The sequence below is a fragment of the Duganella sp. OV510 genome (assembly GCF_900100205.1).
In the GTDB taxonomy this organism is placed as follows: Bacteria; Pseudomonadota; Gammaproteobacteria; order Burkholderiales; family Burkholderiaceae_D; genus Rugamonas.
Genome location: NZ_FNEQ01000007.1, coordinates 198,475 through 213,727, shown reverse-complemented (window position 1 = coordinate 213,727; position 15,253 = coordinate 198,475). Strand labels below are relative to the sequence as shown.

The following is a 15,253-nucleotide window of genomic DNA, read 5'->3' as shown; positions in this document are numbered from 1 at the left end:
CTGACCCCGGTTTTTGACCCCGGTTTTTAGCCGGGGAAGTTCTCGGGCGATTTGGCGGCGCTGCGGGCGGCGGCGGCGCTGATGATGTTGCGGCGGACCAGGTCGGTCAGGTTCTGGTCCAGCGTCTGCATGCCGACGTTGCTGCCGGTCTGGATCGCCGAGTACATCTGCGCTACCTTCGCTTCGCGGATCAGGTTGCGGATCGCTGGCGTTGCCACCATGATTTCGTGCGCGGCCACGCGGCCGGCGCCATCCTTGGTCTTCAGCAAAGTCTGCGAGATCACCGCTTGCAGCGATTCGGACAGCATGGCGCGCACCATTTCCTTTTCATCGGCCGGGAAGACGTCGACGATGCGATCGATGGTCTTGGCCGCCGATGAGGTGTGCAGCGTGCCGAAGACCAGGTGGCCGGTCTCTGCTGCCGACAACGCCAGGCGGATGGTCTCCAGGTCGCGCAGCTCGCCGACCAGGATGGCGTCCGGGTCTTCGCGCAGCGCCGAACGCAGCGCGTTGTTGAACGACAGCGTGTGCGGGCCAACCTCGCGCTGGTTGATCAGGCATTTCTTCGATTCGTGCACGAACTCGATCGGGTCTTCAATCGTCAGGATGTGGCCGTACTCGTTTTCGTTGAGGTGGTTGACCATCGCCGCCAGCGTGGTCGATTTGCCGGAGCCGGTCGGGCCGGTCACCAGCACCAGGCCGCGCGGTTTCAGCGCGAAGTCGGCAAAGATTTTCGGTGCGTTCAGTTCTTCCAGGCTGAGGATTTTCGACGGAATCGTCCGCAGCACCGCCGAGGCGCCGCGCTCCTGGTTGTAAGCGTTGACGCGGAAACGCGCCAGGCCGGGGATCGCAAATGAGAAGTCGATCTCCAGCATTTCCTCGTACACCTTGCGCTGGCCGTCGTTCATGATGTCATAGATCATGCTGTGCACATCCTTGTGCTCCAGCGGCGGCAGGTTGATGCGGCGCACGTCGCCATGCACCCGTATCATCGGCGGCAAGCCGGCCGACAAGTGCAGGTCCGAGGCCTTGTTCTTGACCGAGAATGCGAGTAGTTCGGAAATGTCCATTTATAATCCCTGCTGTCGATTGCCGCACTTGGCCGGTTTAACGCTTTTTACTCATTGATTATGTCCCTGATCCGCCAGAACTTGCAAGACATCGCGGCGACAATTGTTGCCGCAACCCAAGAATCGGGCCGGCCTCCGGCCTCGGTGCAGCTGCTGGCCGTGTCCAAGACCTTCGGCCCCGAGGCGGTGCTGGAGGCGGTCGCGGCCGGCCAGCGCGCGTTTGGCGAGAACTATCTGCAGGAGGGATTGGACAAGATCCGCGTGGTGCAGGAGGGCGGAGCGGCGGACCTCGAATGGCACTTCATCGGCCCGATCCAGAGCAACAAGACGCGCCCGATCGCCGAGCATTTCGCCTGGGTACATACAGTCGAGCGCGAAAAGATCGCGCAGCGGCTGTCCGAACAGCGGCCGGCAGGTCTGGCGCCGCTACAGATTTGTCTGCAAGTGAATATCAGCGGCGAGGCCAGCAAGAGCGGCGTCGCCCCGGAGGAAGTGGCAGGGCTGGCCCACAAGGTCGCCTCGCTGCCGAATCTGACCTTGCGCGGCCTGATGGCGATCCCCGAGCCGGCCGTGGAGTTTGAGCAGCAGCGCGCGGCCTTTGCCCGCCTGCGCGCTGTATATGAGCAACTGCGTGCTGATGGACTGGCGCTGGATACGCTGTCGATGGGCATGTCGGCCGACATGCGGGCGGCGATCTTCGAAGGCGCAACCATCGTGCGCGTCGGCAGCGCGATTTTTGGCGCGCGTCACTACAACAAGGCTTGAACAATGAAAATCGTATTTATCGGCGGCGGCAACATGGCCAACGCCCTGATCGCCGGCCTGGCCAACAAGCTGACTGCTGGCGCCAACATCCACGTGGTCGATCCCAACGTCGACGGCCTGGCGCGGCTGCATCAGCAATATGGCGTGAGCACGGCGCCCGCAGCCGATGCCACAGTCGGTGCCGCCGACGTCATCGTGCTGGCGGTCAAGCCGCAGAGCATGCGTGAAGTGGCGGCGCAGTTGTTGCCGTTGATCGATGCGGCGCAGCCGCCGCTGATGGTCTCGATCGCCGCCGGCATCCGCGGCGCCGACCTGTCGCGCTGGCTCGGCGGCCACGGCGCCATCGTGCGCTGCATGCCGAACACGCCGGCGCTGATCGGTCAGGGCATTACCGGCATGGTGGCGATGCCGGGCGTCAGCGAAGCGCAGGTCAAGGCAGCCGACGATATCCTGCGCGCGGTCGGCCCGACCGTGTGGCTGGATGACGAGAACAAGATCGATGCGGTGACGGCGGTATCGGGCAGCGGCCCGGCCTATGTGTTTTACTTCATCGAGGCGATGCAGCAGGCGGCCGAGGAAATGGGGCTGAGCGCGGAGCAGGGCAAGCAGCTGGCGCTGGCGACCTTCACCGGCGCGGCGCAACTGGCGCAGCAGTCGAGCGATCCGGTAGCGCTGCTGCGCGAGCGCGTCACCTCCAAGGGCGGCACCACGTACGCGGCGCTGACCAGCATGGAGTCCAGCAACGTCAAGGCCGCCATCATCACCGCGATGAAAGCGGCCGCCGCACGCGGCAAGGAACTCGGCGACGAACTGGGCGCCGCCGGCTAGTCCGCGCCGGCTAGTCCGGTTACTTGCGGGAGATCAGCACGCCCAGCAGCAGGCCGACGGTGGCGCCGATGGTGATGGCTTTCCATGGATTGTCATGGACATAGCTGTCGACGCTCTCGACGGCTTCGCGGCTGTGGGCCAGGATGCTGTCTTCCAGCTTGCGCAGGTCGCTGACGGCGGTGCGCAGCGTGTCGTCGAAGCGGGCCCGCGCTTCGGAGGCGGCTTCGCTGACGTCGTCGGCGCTTTCTTCCAGCCATTTCTCGGCGTCGTTGATGGAGCTGCGCAGGCCGTCGACCAGTTTGTCACGGGTGTTGGCAATGGCGGCCTGGGTGTCGGCAATATCGGTTTGGCTCATGGTGACCTCGTCTGTATTTGTCGGTTGAAGTAGCAGTATCGACGAAGTTGCCATTTTTTTGGCGCGCAATTGCGTTTAGTTGATTTAACGCAGCGCGTAGTCCAGCGCTACGCCCGCAAATACTGCTCCACCCAGCCAGTTGTTATGGCGGAAGGCGTACAGGCAGGCCGTCCTTTCGCGGTGGCGTATCAGCGTGTAGTGATAGCCCGCCAGGCCGGCAGCCACCGCCAGCCCGGCGACAAACCACAGGCGCAAGCCCAGCTGCCAGCCGCATACCAGCAGGATCGCCAAGTGCATGGCGTAGCAGAACATGATGATGGCGACGTCGTAGCGGCCGAAGGTGATGGCCGAGGTGCGAATGCCGAGCTTGAGGTCGTCGTCGCGGTCGCACATCGCGTATTCGGTGTCGTAGGCCAGCGTCCAGAAGACATTGGCGATCAGCAGCAGCCAGGCCACCGCCGGCACATGGTTCTGGATGGCGGCAAACGCCATCGGGATGCCGAAGCCGAAGGCGATGCCGAGGTAGGCTTGCGGAATGGCGAAGAAGCGCTTGGTGTACGGGTAAGTGCCGGCCAGGATCACCGCCGCCACCGACAACTGCTTGGTCAGCGTGTTCAGCGGCAGGATCAGGCAGAAGGCCAGCAGCGTCAGCACCACGGCAATTGCCACCGCTTCCTTGCCGCTGACGCGGCCGCTGGTGATCGGCCGCTCGGCGGTGCGCTTGACGAATTTGTCGATGTCCTGGTCAGCGTAGTCGTTGATGGCGCAGCCGGCCGAGCGCATCAGGAAGGTGCCGAGGATGAAGATGACCAGCAACTGCCAGTCCGGCACGCCGCCGGCGGCGATCCACATCGCGCTCAGGGTCGGCCACAGCAGCAGCACGGTGCCGATCGGCTTGTCCATGCGGATCAGACGGAGGTAGAGCGCCAGCTTGGTCATAAGTCACTTCGGAGAACAGGAAAGCGGAGATTATCGCAAATCCCGGTGCCGGACGTCATTCGGCGGCGCAGAGGGTGGTGATGCCTGGCAGGTTGCAGGATGCCACCACATCGCATACGGCATCGATGGCTGCCTTGCGGGTGAAGCTTTTACGCCACACGATGACCACGCGGCGCGACGGCGCCGGCGCCTCGAAGTGACGGAATTGCAGCATGCCATCCTTGGTGTCCATGTCCGGCACCGAGGCGCGCGGCAGCACGGTCAGGCCGATGCCGCTGGCCACCATGTGACGGATGGTTTCCAGTGACGAACCTTCGAAGGTGCGCTGCATGCCGTTGCCCGGCGTGGAGAAGCGCGCCATCTCGGGACAGACTTCCAGCACCTGGTCGCGGAAGCAGTGGCCGTTACCCAGCAACAGCATGTTTTCGGTCTTGAGGTCGTCGGCAGGGATCGATTTGCGCTTGGTCCATGGGTGGGCCGATGGCATCGCAACGACAAAGGGTTCGTCATACAACACTTGCATGGCCATACCATGTTCCGGCAGCGGCAGCGCCATGATGGCCGCGTCCAGTTCGCCCTGGCGCAGCATCTCCAGCAGTTTGACGGTAAAGTTCTCCTGCAGGATCAGGGGCATCTGCGGCACTTTGTCTATCATGCCCTTGACCAGCGGCGGCAGCAGATAGGGACCGATGGTGTAGATCACGCCCAGGCGCAGCGGGCCGGCCAGCGGATCCTTGTTCTGCTTGGCGAGTTCCTTGATGGCGGCGGTTTGTTCGAGCACGCGTTCGGCCTGGGCAACGATCTGCGCGCCCAGCGGCGTGACGGAGATTTCGGCGCCGCCCCGTTCAAACAGGACCACGCCCAGTTCATCTTCCAGTTTCTTGATGGCGACCGACAGCGTCGGCTGTGCGACGTAACAAGCCTCCGCCGCATGTCCGAAGTGCTTCGCTCTTGCAACGGCGACAATGTATTTCAGTTCGGTCAGTGTCATGAATGTATTTGAACACAGGCGATGCGGGGATGCAATAATTGAACGCCAAGTTGAGCTATTGTAGCCGAACATGACGCAGCGTAACTCGAAAGGGAATGTATGTCCTCCGCCACATTCGGTCCTGAAGAAGCGCAAGCCTATCTGCACAAGCTGTTGAAAGTGATGCACCACAGCGGCGGTTCGGATTTGTTCATTTCTGCGGATTTCCCGCCCAGTATCAAAGCGCAGGGCGCGATGAAGCCGCTAAGCCAGCAAAAACTGACCGGCAGCGTCACGCGCGCGCTGGCGCTGGCGATCATGAACGACAAGCAGCAGCGGGAGTTCGAGGCCGAGCTGGAATGTAATTTTGCTATCTCATTGCCGGAAGTATGCCGCTTCCGCGTCAACGTCTTCGTGCAGCAGCAGAATGTGGCGATGGTGATACGCACCATCGCCTCAGAGATCCCGTCGCTGGAAAAGCTGGCGCTGCCGGAGGTGCTGAAGGACATCATCATGACCAAGCGCGGCCTGGTGCTGGTGGTGGGCGGCACCGGTTCCGGCAAGTCGACCACGCTGGCAGCGATGATTGATCACCGCAACGCCAGCTCTGCCGGCCACATTATCACGGTGGAGGACCCGGTCGAGTATGTGCACAAGAACAAGGGCTGCCTGATCACGCACCGCGAAGTAGGCGTTGACACGCTGTCCTGGCACAACGCGCTGAAGAACACCTTGCGCCAGGCGCCGGATGTGATCCTGATCGGCGAGATCCGCGATACCGAAACCATGGAGCACGCGATCGCCTTCGCCGAGACCGGCCACCTGTGCCTGGGCACGCTGCACGCCAACAATGCCAACCAGACCATGGACCGCATCATCAACTTCTTCCCGGAGGAGCGGCGCAACCAGCTGCTGATGGACTTGTCGTCCAATCTGCGCGCGATCGTATCGCAGCGGCTGGTCCGCACCGAGGACGGCAAGGGCCGCAAGGCCGCCATCGAAATCCTGCTCAACACGCCGACCATTGCCGAGATGATCCTCAAGGGGAATTTCCAGAGCATCAAGGAGATCATGCACAAATCGCGCGAGCTGGGCATGTGCACGTTCGACCAGGCGCTGCATGAACTTTATAATAAAGGTTATATTGGCTACGACGACGCGCTGCGCAATGCCGACTCGGCCAATGGCCTGCGTTTGCAGATCAAGCTGCACAGCGCGCGCGGCGAGCCGAGCGAAGGCAGCGCCTTTGGCGCGCTCAGCATTGAAGAAGAAACACCCGACGAAAAACCTGACACTTAAGAAGCCATGCCTGAATTTGAAGACAAGATCTGCACCCGAGAACAACTGGCGGCACGCGTCGCCGCATTGCCGAAGCCGGTGGTGCTGACCAACGGCGTGTTCGACATCCTGCACCGCGGCCATGTCACCTACCTGGCGCAGGCCCGTGCGCTGGGCGCCTCGCTGGTGGTGGCGGCGAATACCGACGCCTCGGTCAAACGGCTGGGCAAGGGCGACGACCGGCCATTGAATAACTGTGGCGACCGCATGGCGGTGCTGGCGGCGCTGGAGTCGGTCAGCCTGGTGGTCGACTTTGACGAAGACACGGCGCTGGAAGTGGTGCAGCAGGCGCGCCCGGAAATCTACGCCAAGGGCGGCGATTACCAGATGGACGCCATCCCCGAAGGCCAGGCGGTGATTGCCTACGGCGGCCAGGCGGTTGCCATCGACTTCGCGCACGACCGTTCGACCACCAAGCTGCTGACCAGGGTGCGCTCCTTCAAATGAGGATCATCCTGATCCTGGTGGCGGTGCTGGCCTTTGTGCTGGCGCTGTGGGGGCCGCCGCTGATGGTGGCGCGCCACTACTGGCTGCGCGGCAATCCCTGGGCCTTCCGCAATTTGCGCTTCGTGCTGCCGGCGCAGCTGCTGGCCGCCGTGGTGCTGGCCTTCGCCGCCGAAGTGCACGGCATGCCGAATCCGGCCGCCATCATGGCCGGCTGCACCATCCTGGTCGGCCTGCTGGGTGCCGGTCTGCTGGTCCTGCTGGCCATCTGGGGCGCCCGCCGCTAACACGCCGGGGTCAGTTCTGCCAAACGTACACGGGCTCTGCTTTGGCGGTACACTGGTGGCATGACGCCCACCGAAATCGACCTGCGCAGCTATGACGTTCCGTTCTCGGACGCGCACGATTTCGCCCAGATGGTGCTGCCGCTGCGCGGCAAGCTGACCCTGGATATCAACGGCCACGGTGCGCTGCTGCATCCGTTGCGAGCGGCCTTCATCGCGCCGGGGCTGGTGCATACGCAATTCTCCGACGCACCCAATGCGTCGCTGATACTGGACTTTGACCTGGCCGCCGTCTCGCCGGAAACCGCCGGCCTGCTGGCGCAGCGGCCGTTCGCCCCCGTCAGCGCCGCCACCTCCAAGCTGATCGACTTCATGGGCATGCTGCAAGAGCAGGGCGCCGCCAGCACTGCCGTGCTGGCCAACTGGACGCCGCTGTTGCTGGAATCGCTGACCAGCCAGCCGCTGCGGCCGGCCTCGCGCCTGCAGGCGGCGTTGACGCGCTTTGAAGCGCAGCCCGGCCATCCATGGAATACCGGGCGCATGGCTGAAGTGGCCTGCCTCAGCGTCAGCCGCCTGCACCGGGTGTTCCGCGAGGAACTGGACACCACGCCGCAAGCCTGGCTGAACGCCATGCGGCTACGTTATGTCTGCCGCCAACTGGTGGAATCGTCGCTGCCGATCGCGCAACTGGCCACGCTGGCCGGCTATGCCGATCAAAGCGCGCTGACGCACGCGATGCGCCGCGCGATGGACATCACACCGCTGGCCTATCGACAGCAGAACCAGACAAAAATCCGCTAGTCCGGCACAATCCCCGCACCGCGCGCCGCGCCACAATGGGCCTCGAAAGGAGCGTCTATGTGGTATGGCATTTTATGCGGCCTGCTGGCCGGAGCATTCTGGGGCACGATCTTTGTGATGCCGCGCTGGCTGGCGGAGTTCTCACCGATGGAGCTGGCGCTGGGCCGCTACCTGGCGTATGGCTTGATTACCTTGCTATTGCTGGCGCCACGGCTCAACGGCTTGCTGGGCCGGCTCACGCGCGATGATTGCAAGGTGCTGCTACGCCACGCGCTGGCCGGCAATATCGTCTACTACCTGCTGTTGTCGACCGGCGTGCAACTGGCGGGCGTGGCGGCAGCATCATTGATCATCGGCCTGCTGCCGCTGAGCGTCACCCTGCTCGGGCGACGCGATCACGGCGCTTTGCCGCTGCGCCATCTGGCCTGGCCGCTGGCGCTGGTGGTGGCGGGCATCGCCTGCATCAACATCGACGTGTTCACGCACGCCAACGGCAGCGGCCAGCCTTGGCCGATCGTGGCGCTGGGCATGCTGTGCGCCTTCGGCGCGCTGCTGTGCTGGACCTGGTACGCCGTCGATAATGCGCGCTTCCTCAAGCGTAATCCGCACTACAGCGGCGCCGAATGGTCGGGCTTGTATGGACTCAGCACCGGTGTGGTGGCGCTGGCACTGGCGGTCGTGGTCTACGCCTGTGGCGGCGTGGGCGGCGCGGGCCGCGACGGCCTGGCGCGTGACTGGTGGCATTTCTGGGGCGTGGTTACGATGGTCGCACTGGGCGCATCGGTGGTCGGCAACCAGCTGTGGAACATCGCCTGCCGGCGCGTGCCGGTGACGCTGTCCGGCCAGTTGCTGCTGTTCGAAATCCTGTTCGGCCTGTTGTACGGCTTTATCTACCTGCGCCAGACACCGCGTCCGTTGGAACTGGCGGCCATTGTGCTGCTGATCGCCGGCGTGGCAGGCTCGGTGTGGCGGCATGCCCGCCCGCCAGCCGCAGCGCTTCAGGCGCCGCCGGCGTAGCCGTTCTGGCGCCAGGCTTCAAATACCACCACAGCGACAGTGTTGGACAAATTCATGCTGCGGTTGTCCGGGCGCATCGGCAGGCGAATGCGCTGCGCCGGCGGGAAGCTTTCGCGCAGCGCCACCGGCAGGCCGGCGGTTTCGGAGCCGAACACGAACACGTCGCCCGTCTGGAAGGCGGCTTGCGCGAACGGCGAGGAGCCGTGCGTGGTCATCGCATACATGCGCGCCGGGTCGGGCCGCGTGTCTGCCAGGAAGGCGTCCCAGTCCTTGTGGACTTTCATGCGCGCGTATTCGTGATAGTCGAGGCCGGCGCGCTTGAGCTTGGAATCCTCCAGCGGAAAGCCCAGCGGTTCGATCAGATGCAGCTGCGCGCCGGTATTGGCGCACAGGCGGATGACATTGCCGGTGTTCGGCGGGATTTCTGGGTGGACCAAGACGACGTGGAACATTTTTCTTCCTTCTTAAAATTCAATGTGGCGGCGTGCGGGCGAACACGAAGTTGCTGACCCGCGCGGCGCCGTGGCGCTTCAGTGTTGCCGCCAGTTCGTTCAATGTGCGGCCGCTGGTCATGACGTCGTCGACGACGCCGATGTGGCGGCCTGCCACCAGGGTGGCGTCCGGCACCGCGAAGGCGCCAGCGATATTGGCCTGGCGCTCGGCGGGTGCGACGCTGCTCTGGGCGGCGGTTTCGTGTACGCGCTGCAGCAGCCTGGCTTCCAGCGCGACACCCATGCTGCGTGCCAGCGGCCGGGCGATTTCCAGCGCCTGGTTGTAGCCGCGCTCGGCCAGCCGGCGCGGTCCCAGCGGCACCGGGCAGAGCAGGGCGGGCAGCGCGATGTCATCCTGGCGCAGCACGGCGTCGCGCAATAGCCGGGCGCACAGCGGCGCCAGCGCCAGGCGGTGGCCGAATTTCAGTTGCAGCACCAGCTGGTCGACCGGCAGCACATAGTCGGCGGCGACCAGCGTGCAGTCAAACGCCGGCGGGCTCCGTAGGCAGACGCCGCATACCAGCCCAGCTGTCGCCGTGTGAGCCAGCGCCTCGCCGTCGCCCGCCGCCGCCGTGCGATCCAGCGCCTCGCCGTCGCCCGGCGACGCAATGTCCAGCGCCGTGCGATCCAGCGCCTCGCCGTCGCCCGGCGACGCAATGTCCAGCGCCGTGCGATCCAGCGCCTTGCCGCCGCCCGGCGACGCAATGTCCAGCGCTGTCGGGCCGACACGCGTCGTGCTGACCGGCACCTCGCCGACGCGGGCGGCACTGGCCAGCGGATTGGCACAGCAGACGCAGCGGGCAACGGCGGCAGCGGGGCCGAAGAACTGTGCCTCGCAGCCGGGGCACAGCGCATCGTCGCTGTCGGCGCCGCACAGCGCGCAGGCGTTGGGCAACAGCCGGTCCAGCAGCGCACGGCCCCAGCGAATCGCGATGATCTTGCCATTCATGCCACGCTTCCCCTGTGAAAACCTGTCCGGTCTCCGTCGCGAGTGCGTGCAACCATGTACACTGCCGACATTATCGCACTACGACGACCTATCTTCATGCAAGTCCCTGCCAATCCCCCGAAACTCAGCGCGCCGATCGATCTGGAGCGCGTCCGCAAGCTGTTTTCCCGCCCTGAGCGTATCGCCGCCGCCGATTTTCTGCGCCGGGAAGTATCATCGCGCATGTTTGATCGGCTGGAATTGATTAAAATAGCGCCTTCGCGCGTTTTGGACGCAGGTTGCGGAAGCGGCGCCGACTTACCTCTGTTGCAAAAATCATATCCAGCCGCCCAGATCGTGGGGCTGGATGCCGCCGAAGCCATGTTGCATGCCGCCCACGGGCCGGGCGCCAGACCATCGTCGCTGAACCAGCTGCTGAGCAAGCTGCTGCCGTCGAAAAGCGGGGTCGACCTGCTGTGCGGCGATTTTGCCGATTTGCCGCTGGGGCCGAATTCGCTGGACCTGGTCTGGTCCAACCTGGCGCTGCACTGGCATCCGCAGCCGGACCGCGTGTTTGCCGAATGGCGCCGCGTACTGCGGGTAAACAGCCTGCTGATGTTTTCCTGCTTCGGCCCGGATTCGCTGCGCGAACTGCGCACCGCGTTTGCCGAAGCCGACCTGGCGCCGCACGTGTTGCCCTTCGTCGACATGCACGATTTTGGCGATCAACTGGTCGAAGCCGGTTTTTCGACCCCGGTACTGGACATGGAAACCATCACCGTGACCTATGAAACGCCGCAGGCGTTGTTGTCCGATGTGCGCGCGCTGGGCGGGAATCCGCTCACCACGTTGCGCCGCAGCATGATGGGCAAGGCGGCCTGGCAACGCATGCTGGACACGCTGGAACGTGGCCGCCGCAGCGATGGCAAACTGGGGCTGACCTTTGAAGTTATCTACGGTCACGCCTTCCGTCCGGCGCCCAAGGTCACTTCCAAGGGCGAAGCGATCATTCGTTTCGATCCGCCGCGCAAGCCGCGCTGAATGCGGATTTCATGTTGCCATGCGGCGTAAAGCCATGTGGCAACAACAATAGTTTATTGCTTGATGTGCCACGTTTTTGTTCTATATAATCAATCACTAACTTTGCCACCATGGCAAACACAGGTTACATCGAGTACGAACGAGCAGTTGCATTAAGCAGAATCGCGCATCGGCCAGGTTATCCCAGCCCATGCGATGTTGTTTAAGGAGCGTCGCCGGTTCAGTTCACCGATAGCCGGTAAGACGTTAAAAAAATATATTTTTAATTTCTTGGGCAGTTGGGGAAAACATGACATATGCGAAGCGACTTCAAGCGTTGGTGCTGGGGCTGGCCATGCTGGCAGCCGGCATGCCAGCGTGGGCAGCTGACACCGCAACAGGCACCTACACCGCCGCGACAGGCGGTACCGGGGGACCTACCGACCGTGCATTAAACCTGCAACCTCCCGCAACCGAGATCGCCTCCCAAGTCTACGACCTGCACAACTGGATGATGGCGGTCTGTCTGGTCATCTTCATCGCCGTGTTTGGCGTGATGTTCTATTCCATCTTCAAGCACCGCAAGTCGCTGGGCCACAAGCCGGCCACCTTCCACGAATCCACCGCCGTCGAGGTGGCCTGGACCATCGTGCCCTTCCTGATCGTCATCGGCATGGCGCTGCCCGCCACCCGCACCGTGGTCGGCATGAAGGACACCTCCAATGCCGACATCACCATCAAGGTCACCGGCATGCAGTGGAAGTGGGGCTACGATTACCTGAAGGGCGAAGGCGAGGGCATCAGCTTCCTGTCCAACCTGTCGACGCCGCGTGCGCAAGTGGGCGCGCCGGGCTTCCAGCCGACCGAGGCGCGCGGCGACAACTACCTGATGGAAGTCGATAACGAGGTGGTGGTGCCGGTCAAGCGCAAGATCCGCCTGATCACCACCGCCAACGACGTCATCCACTCCTGGTCGATTCCGGCCTTTGCCGTCAAGCAGGATGCGATTCCCGGCTTCGTGCGCGATGCCTGGTTCAAGTCGGAGCACACCGGCACCTTCCGCGGCTATTGCTCGGAACTGTGCGGCAAGGAACACGCCTTCATGCCGATCGTGGTGCGCGTCGTCACCGATGACGAGTACAAGGCCTGGGTCGACACCAAGAAAAAAGAAATGGCCGCGCTGGCCGATGATCCAACCAAGACCTGGACCATCGACGAGCTGAAGACCAAAGGCGAAAAAGTCTACAACACCAACTGCGTCGCCTGCCACCAGGCCAATGGCCGCGGCACGCCAGGCATGTTTGCCGCGCTGGACGCCTCGCCGGTGGTGAATGGCCCGAAAGCGGAACAGATCAACGTGCTGTTGCACGGTAAGAAGAGTGGGAAATATCCTACCGAGATGCCTGGCTGGAAACAATTGTCGGATACGGATATCGCGGCTGTCATTACTTATACCCGCAATAGCTGGACGAACAAAGCCGAGGAAAACATCGTTCAACCAGCCGAAATCGTGGCTGCACGTAAGTAATCAGGAGCGTTACAGATGAGCACTACTACTTTGGATCACGGCCACGATCACGCGCCCGGCGAAGACCACGCGCACCACGACCATCCGCACGGCCCGGCGCGCTGGCTGTTCGCCACCAACCACAAGGACATCGGCACGCTGTACCTGTGGTTCTCGTTCATCATGCTGCTGTCCGGCGGCGTGCTGGCGCTGATGATACGCACCGAGCTGTTCAAGCCGGGCCTGCAATTCTTCCAGCCTGAATTCTTCAACCAGCTGACCACCATGCACGGCCTGGTGATGGTGTTCGGCGCCATCATGCCGGCCTTCGTCGGCTTCGCCAACTGGATGATCCCGCTGCAGATCGGCGCCTCCGACATGGCGTTCGCCCGCATGAACAACTTCTCGTTCTGGCTGCTGCCACCAGCTGCGATCCTGCTGGCCACCTCGTTCCTGGTGCCTGGTGGCGCCACCGCCGCCGGCTGGACGCTGTACGCGCCGCTGTCGACGCAAATGGGCCCTGGCATGGACATGGCCATCTTTGCCATGCACCTGATGGGCGCCTCGTCGATCATGGGCTCGATCAACATCATCGTCACCATCCTCAATATGCGCGCGCCTGGCATGACCTTGATGAAGATGCCGATGTTCTGCTGGACCTGGCTGATCACCGCCTACCTGCTGATCGCCGTGATGCCGGTGCTGGCCGGCGCCATCACCATGACGCTGACCGACCGCCACTTCGGCACCACCTTCTTCAATGCGGCTGCCGGCGGCGACCCGGTGATGTACCAGCACATTTTCTGGTTCTTCGGCCACCCGGAGGTGTACATCATGATCCTGCCGGCGTTCGGCATCGTCTCGCAGATCCTGCCGGCCTTCGCCCGCAAGCAGCTGTTCGGCTACGCCTCAATGGTGTATGCGACCGCCTCGATCGCCATCCTGTCGTTCATCGTCTGGGCCCACCATATGTTCACCACCGGCATGCCGGTCACCTCGCAGCTGTTCTTCATGTACGCCACCATGCTGATCGCGGTGCCCACCGGCGTCAAAGTGTTCAACTGGATCGCCACCATGTGGCGCGGCTCGATGACCTTTGAAACCCCGATGCTGTTCTCGGTCGGCTTCATCTTCGTGTTCACCATCGGCGGCTTCACCGGCCTGATCCTGGCGGTGACGCCGATCGACATCCAGCTGCAGGACACCTACTACGTGGTGGCGCACTTCCACTACGTGCTGGTGGCCGGCTCGCTGTTCGCGCTGTTTGCCGGCTTCTACTACTGGGTGCCAAAGTGGACCGGCCATATGTACAACGAATTCCTCGGCAAGACCCACTTCTGGCTGTCGCTGATCACCTTCAACGTCACCTTCTTCCCGATGCACTTCCTGGGCCTGGCCGGCATGCCGCGCCGCTACGCCGACTACTCGGCGCAGTTCACCGACTTCAATATGATCGCCTCGATCGGCGCCTTCGGTTTCGGCCTGTCGCAAGTGTTCTTCCTGTTCTTCGTGATCCTGCCGACTATCCGTGGCGGCAAGAAGGCGGAAGCCAAGCCATGGGAAGGTGCTGAAGGCCTGGAGTGGACCGTGCCGTCGCCGGCGCCGTTCCACACGTTTGAAACGCCACCGCAGTTCAAATAATCATGAGCGGTCAAAACAAGCCCAACAACCTGCGCACCGCCCTGATCCTGGGCGGGCTGGTGGTGTTCTTCTTTGCTTCTGTGTTCGTCAAGCGCCTCTGGCTGAGCTGACATGACCAACCGCACGCTGCTCATGAAACTGGCCGTGTTCGCGGTGCTGATGTTTGGCTTTGCCTACGCGCTCAACCCGTTCTACCGCCAGATCTGCGAAGCACTGGGACTGAACGTGCTGACGCAAAAGGACGGCGTCGTCGAATACGACAAGAACACGCAGGTGGACAAGAACCGCAGCGTCACCATCGAGTTCGACGGCAATGCACAGGGACCATGGCGATTTCGCCCGACCCAGGCCAGCATGACGGTCCATCCCGGCGAGCTGAACACGGTGATGTACGAAGTGGTCAACACGCAGAAGCGCGAGATGAACGCGCAGGCGATACCGAGTTACGCGCCGCAGAACGCGACGCCGTACTTTATGAAAGTGGAGTGTTTCTGCTTCAAGCAGCAAACCCTGAAGCCGAGCGAGGCGCGGCAGATGCCGGTGGTGTTCTACATCGATCCGAAGTTGCCGAAGGAGGTGAAGACCATCACGCTGTCGTACACCTTCTTTGAGGTGGGCGGCGGCCTGGTGAAGACGGCAGGGGTGCAGTGATGGCGGACAAGCCCGGCTTCCTGTATTCGCTGAAGGCGGTGCTGTGGTCGTTTGTGGGATTGCGCCGCAAGCGCGATTTCGACGCCGACGACCAGCAGGGCTTCAACCCGTTCCACGTCATCATCGCCGCCTTGCTGGCGGTGGCGGTGTTCATAGGATTACTGATAACAATCGTCAAATTCGTCGTAGCAAAATAGTGAATAG

The 15,253-nt window shown here is 62.9% G+C and carries 19 protein-coding genes; 13 read left to right on the top strand and 6 right to left on the bottom strand.

The window, feature by feature from the left end; all coding sequences use genetic code 11:
• Positions 1-26 precede the first annotated feature (26 nt).
• On the bottom strand, positions 27-1,070 hold the full coding sequence (locus BLS51_RS19320) for a type IV pilus twitching motility protein PilT (protein WP_090186685.1): 1,044 nt from the start codon (positions 1,068-1,070) through the stop codon (positions 27-29).
• Positions 1,071-1,130: 60 nt separating this feature from the next.
• Between BLS51_RS19320 and BLS51_RS19315 the strand changes: the two genes are divergently transcribed.
• A complete protein-coding gene (locus BLS51_RS19315; protein WP_090186681.1) occupies positions 1,131-1,835 on the top strand; it encodes a YggS family pyridoxal phosphate-dependent enzyme in 705 nt (234 codons plus the stop codon).
• Between the two features lie 3 nt (positions 1,836-1,838).
• The gene (gene proC / locus BLS51_RS19310; RefSeq protein ID WP_090186678.1) at positions 1,839-2,663 is read left to right on the top strand and encodes a pyrroline-5-carboxylate reductase; all 825 of its coding nucleotides are present in this window, start codon (positions 1,839-1,841) and stop codon (positions 2,661-2,663) included.
• Between the two features lie 19 nt (positions 2,664-2,682).
• Here the strand turns inward: proC and BLS51_RS19305 are convergent, their stop codons facing one another.
• The 3 genes from BLS51_RS19305 to BLS51_RS19295 all read right to left on the bottom strand — a co-directional run bounded on the left by BLS51_RS19305 (position 2,683) and on the right by BLS51_RS19295 (position 4,948).
• Positions 2,683-3,018, bottom strand: a complete 336-nt coding sequence (locus tag BLS51_RS19305; protein ID WP_090186673.1) for an ElaB/YgaM/YqjD family protein — start codon at positions 3,016-3,018, stop codon at positions 2,683-2,685.
• An 84-nt stretch (positions 3,019-3,102) separates the two neighbouring features.
• Positions 3,103-3,957, bottom strand: a complete 855-nt coding sequence (gene ubiA, locus BLS51_RS19300) for a 4-hydroxybenzoate octaprenyltransferase (RefSeq protein ID WP_090186669.1) — start codon at positions 3,955-3,957, stop codon at positions 3,103-3,105.
• A 55-nt stretch (positions 3,958-4,012) separates the two neighbouring features.
• Entirely contained in the window at positions 4,013-4,948 is a 936-nt protein-coding gene (locus BLS51_RS19295) for a hydrogen peroxide-inducible genes activator (protein WP_090186666.1), read from the bottom strand.
• 99 nt (positions 4,949-5,047) lie between these two features.
• Between BLS51_RS19295 and BLS51_RS19290 the strand changes: the two genes are divergently transcribed.
• Genes BLS51_RS19290 through BLS51_RS19270 form a run of 5 tightly spaced genes read left to right on the top strand, consistent with a single transcriptional unit; the run spans position 5,048 to position 8,811 of the window.
• A complete protein-coding gene (locus tag BLS51_RS19290) occupies positions 5,048-6,226 on the top strand; it encodes a PilT/PilU family type 4a pilus ATPase (protein WP_090186662.1) in 1,179 nt (392 codons plus the stop codon).
• Between the two features lie 6 nt (positions 6,227-6,232).
• Positions 6,233-6,712, top strand: a complete 480-nt coding sequence (gene rfaE2 / locus BLS51_RS19285) for a D-glycero-beta-D-manno-heptose 1-phosphate adenylyltransferase (protein ID WP_090186658.1) — start codon at positions 6,233-6,235, stop codon at positions 6,710-6,712.
• Entirely contained in the window at positions 6,709-6,996 is a 288-nt protein-coding gene (locus BLS51_RS19280) for a hypothetical protein (protein ID WP_090186655.1), read from the top strand. Before rfaE2 ends, BLS51_RS19280 begins: the two co-directional genes overlap by 4 nt.
• Positions 6,997-7,056: 60 nt before the next feature.
• Entirely contained in the window at positions 7,057-7,794 is a 738-nt protein-coding gene (locus BLS51_RS19275; RefSeq protein ID WP_090186651.1) for an AraC family transcriptional regulator, read from the top strand.
• A 57-nt stretch (positions 7,795-7,851) separates the two neighbouring features.
• Entirely contained in the window at positions 7,852-8,811 is a 960-nt protein-coding gene (locus tag BLS51_RS19270) for a DMT family transporter (RefSeq protein ID WP_090186647.1), read from the top strand.
• On the opposite strand, the gene trmL is transcribed toward BLS51_RS19270, so the two are convergent.
• A complete protein-coding gene (gene trmL / locus BLS51_RS19265; RefSeq protein ID WP_090186643.1) occupies positions 8,793-9,263 on the bottom strand; it encodes a tRNA (uridine(34)/cytosine(34)/5-carboxymethylaminomethyluridine(34)-2'-O)-methyltransferase TrmL in 471 nt (156 codons plus the stop codon). The two genes, BLS51_RS19270 and trmL, sit on opposite strands and share 19 nt — an antisense overlap.
• A 19-nt stretch (positions 9,264-9,282) precedes the next feature.
• Positions 9,283-10,251 carry a ComFC family protein gene (locus tag BLS51_RS30575; protein ID WP_307188157.1) on the bottom strand — a complete coding sequence of 323 codons (969 nt, stop codon included), beginning with the start codon at positions 10,249-10,251 and terminating at the stop codon, positions 9,283-9,285.
• Positions 10,252-10,347: 96 nt separating this feature from the next.
• Here BLS51_RS30575 and BLS51_RS19255 point away from each other — a divergent pair, with 96 nt between their 5' ends.
• The 6 genes from BLS51_RS19255 (at position 10,348) to BLS51_RS19235 (ending at position 15,246) form a co-directional block, all read left to right on the top strand.
• Positions 10,348-11,271, top strand: coding sequence for a methyltransferase domain-containing protein (locus BLS51_RS19255; RefSeq protein WP_090186638.1), 924 nt, complete (start codon positions 10,348-10,350; stop codon positions 11,269-11,271).
• Between the two features lie 289 nt (positions 11,272-11,560).
• Positions 11,561-12,778, top strand: a complete 1,218-nt coding sequence (gene coxB, locus BLS51_RS19250) for a cytochrome c oxidase subunit II (RefSeq protein WP_090186632.1) — start codon at positions 11,561-11,563, stop codon at positions 12,776-12,778.
• A 15-nt stretch (positions 12,779-12,793) separates the two neighbouring features.
• Entirely contained in the window at positions 12,794-14,398 is a 1,605-nt protein-coding gene (gene ctaD, locus BLS51_RS19245; protein ID WP_090186629.1) for a cytochrome c oxidase subunit I, read from the top strand.
• A gap of 2 nt (positions 14,399-14,400) precedes the next feature.
• A complete protein-coding gene (locus BLS51_RS30005; RefSeq protein ID WP_217636467.1) occupies positions 14,401-14,508 on the top strand; it encodes a cytochrome oxidase small assembly protein in 108 nt (35 codons plus the stop codon).
• A gap of 1 nt (position 14,509) precedes the next feature.
• Positions 14,510-15,049, top strand: a complete 540-nt coding sequence (locus BLS51_RS19240) for a cytochrome c oxidase assembly protein (protein ID WP_090186626.1) — start codon at positions 14,510-14,512, stop codon at positions 15,047-15,049.
• The gene (locus tag BLS51_RS19235) at positions 15,049-15,246 is read left to right on the top strand and encodes a DUF2970 domain-containing protein (RefSeq protein ID WP_090186620.1); all 198 of its coding nucleotides are present in this window, start codon (positions 15,049-15,051) and stop codon (positions 15,244-15,246) included. Before BLS51_RS19240 ends, BLS51_RS19235 begins: the two co-directional genes overlap by 1 nt.
• Positions 15,247-15,253 lie beyond the last annotated feature (7 nt).

Coding starts and splice junctions, on each gene's coding strand:
- ubiA (WP_090186669.1), bottom strand. CDS start 3,957: ATGACCAAGCTGGCGCTCTACCTCCGTCTGATCCGCATGGACAAGCCG.
- BLS51_RS19305 (WP_090186673.1), bottom strand. CDS start 3,018: ATGAGCCAAACCGATATTGCCGACACCCAGGCCGCCATTGCCAACACC.
- ctaD (WP_090186629.1), top strand. CDS start 12,794: ATGAGCACTACTACTTTGGATCACGGCCACGATCACGCGCCCGGCGAA.
- BLS51_RS30005 (WP_217636467.1), top strand. CDS start 14,401: ATGAGCGGTCAAAACAAGCCCAACAACCTGCGCACCGCCCTGATCCTG.
- proC (WP_090186678.1), top strand. CDS start 1,839: ATGAAAATCGTATTTATCGGCGGCGGCAACATGGCCAACGCCCTGATC.
- BLS51_RS19240 (WP_090186626.1), top strand. CDS start 14,510: ATGACCAACCGCACGCTGCTCATGAAACTGGCCGTGTTCGCGGTGCTG.
- BLS51_RS30575 (WP_307188157.1), bottom strand. CDS start 10,251: ATGAATGGCAAGATCATCGCGATTCGCTGGGGCCGTGCGCTGCTGGAC.
- trmL (WP_090186643.1), bottom strand. CDS start 9,263: ATGTTCCACGTCGTCTTGGTCCACCCAGAAATCCCGCCGAACACCGGC.
- coxB (WP_090186632.1), top strand. CDS start 11,561: ATGACATATGCGAAGCGACTTCAAGCGTTGGTGCTGGGGCTGGCCATG.
- BLS51_RS19275 (WP_090186651.1), top strand. CDS start 7,057: ATGACGCCCACCGAAATCGACCTGCGCAGCTATGACGTTCCGTTCTCG.
- BLS51_RS19280 (WP_090186655.1), top strand. CDS start 6,709: ATGAGGATCATCCTGATCCTGGTGGCGGTGCTGGCCTTTGTGCTGGCG.
- BLS51_RS19235 (WP_090186620.1), top strand. CDS start 15,049: ATGGCGGACAAGCCCGGCTTCCTGTATTCGCTGAAGGCGGTGCTGTGG.
- BLS51_RS19295 (WP_090186666.1), bottom strand. CDS start 4,948: ATGACACTGACCGAACTGAAATACATTGTCGCCGTTGCAAGAGCGAAG.
- BLS51_RS19290 (WP_090186662.1), top strand. CDS start 5,048: ATGTCCTCCGCCACATTCGGTCCTGAAGAAGCGCAAGCCTATCTGCAC.
- BLS51_RS19315 (WP_090186681.1), top strand. CDS start 1,131: ATGTCCCTGATCCGCCAGAACTTGCAAGACATCGCGGCGACAATTGTT.
- BLS51_RS19320 (WP_090186685.1), bottom strand. CDS start 1,070: ATGGACATTTCCGAACTACTCGCATTCTCGGTCAAGAACAAGGCCTCG.
- rfaE2 (WP_090186658.1), top strand. CDS start 6,233: ATGCCTGAATTTGAAGACAAGATCTGCACCCGAGAACAACTGGCGGCA.
- BLS51_RS19270 (WP_090186647.1), top strand. CDS start 7,852: ATGTGGTATGGCATTTTATGCGGCCTGCTGGCCGGAGCATTCTGGGGC.
- BLS51_RS19255 (WP_090186638.1), top strand. CDS start 10,348: ATGCAAGTCCCTGCCAATCCCCCGAAACTCAGCGCGCCGATCGATCTG.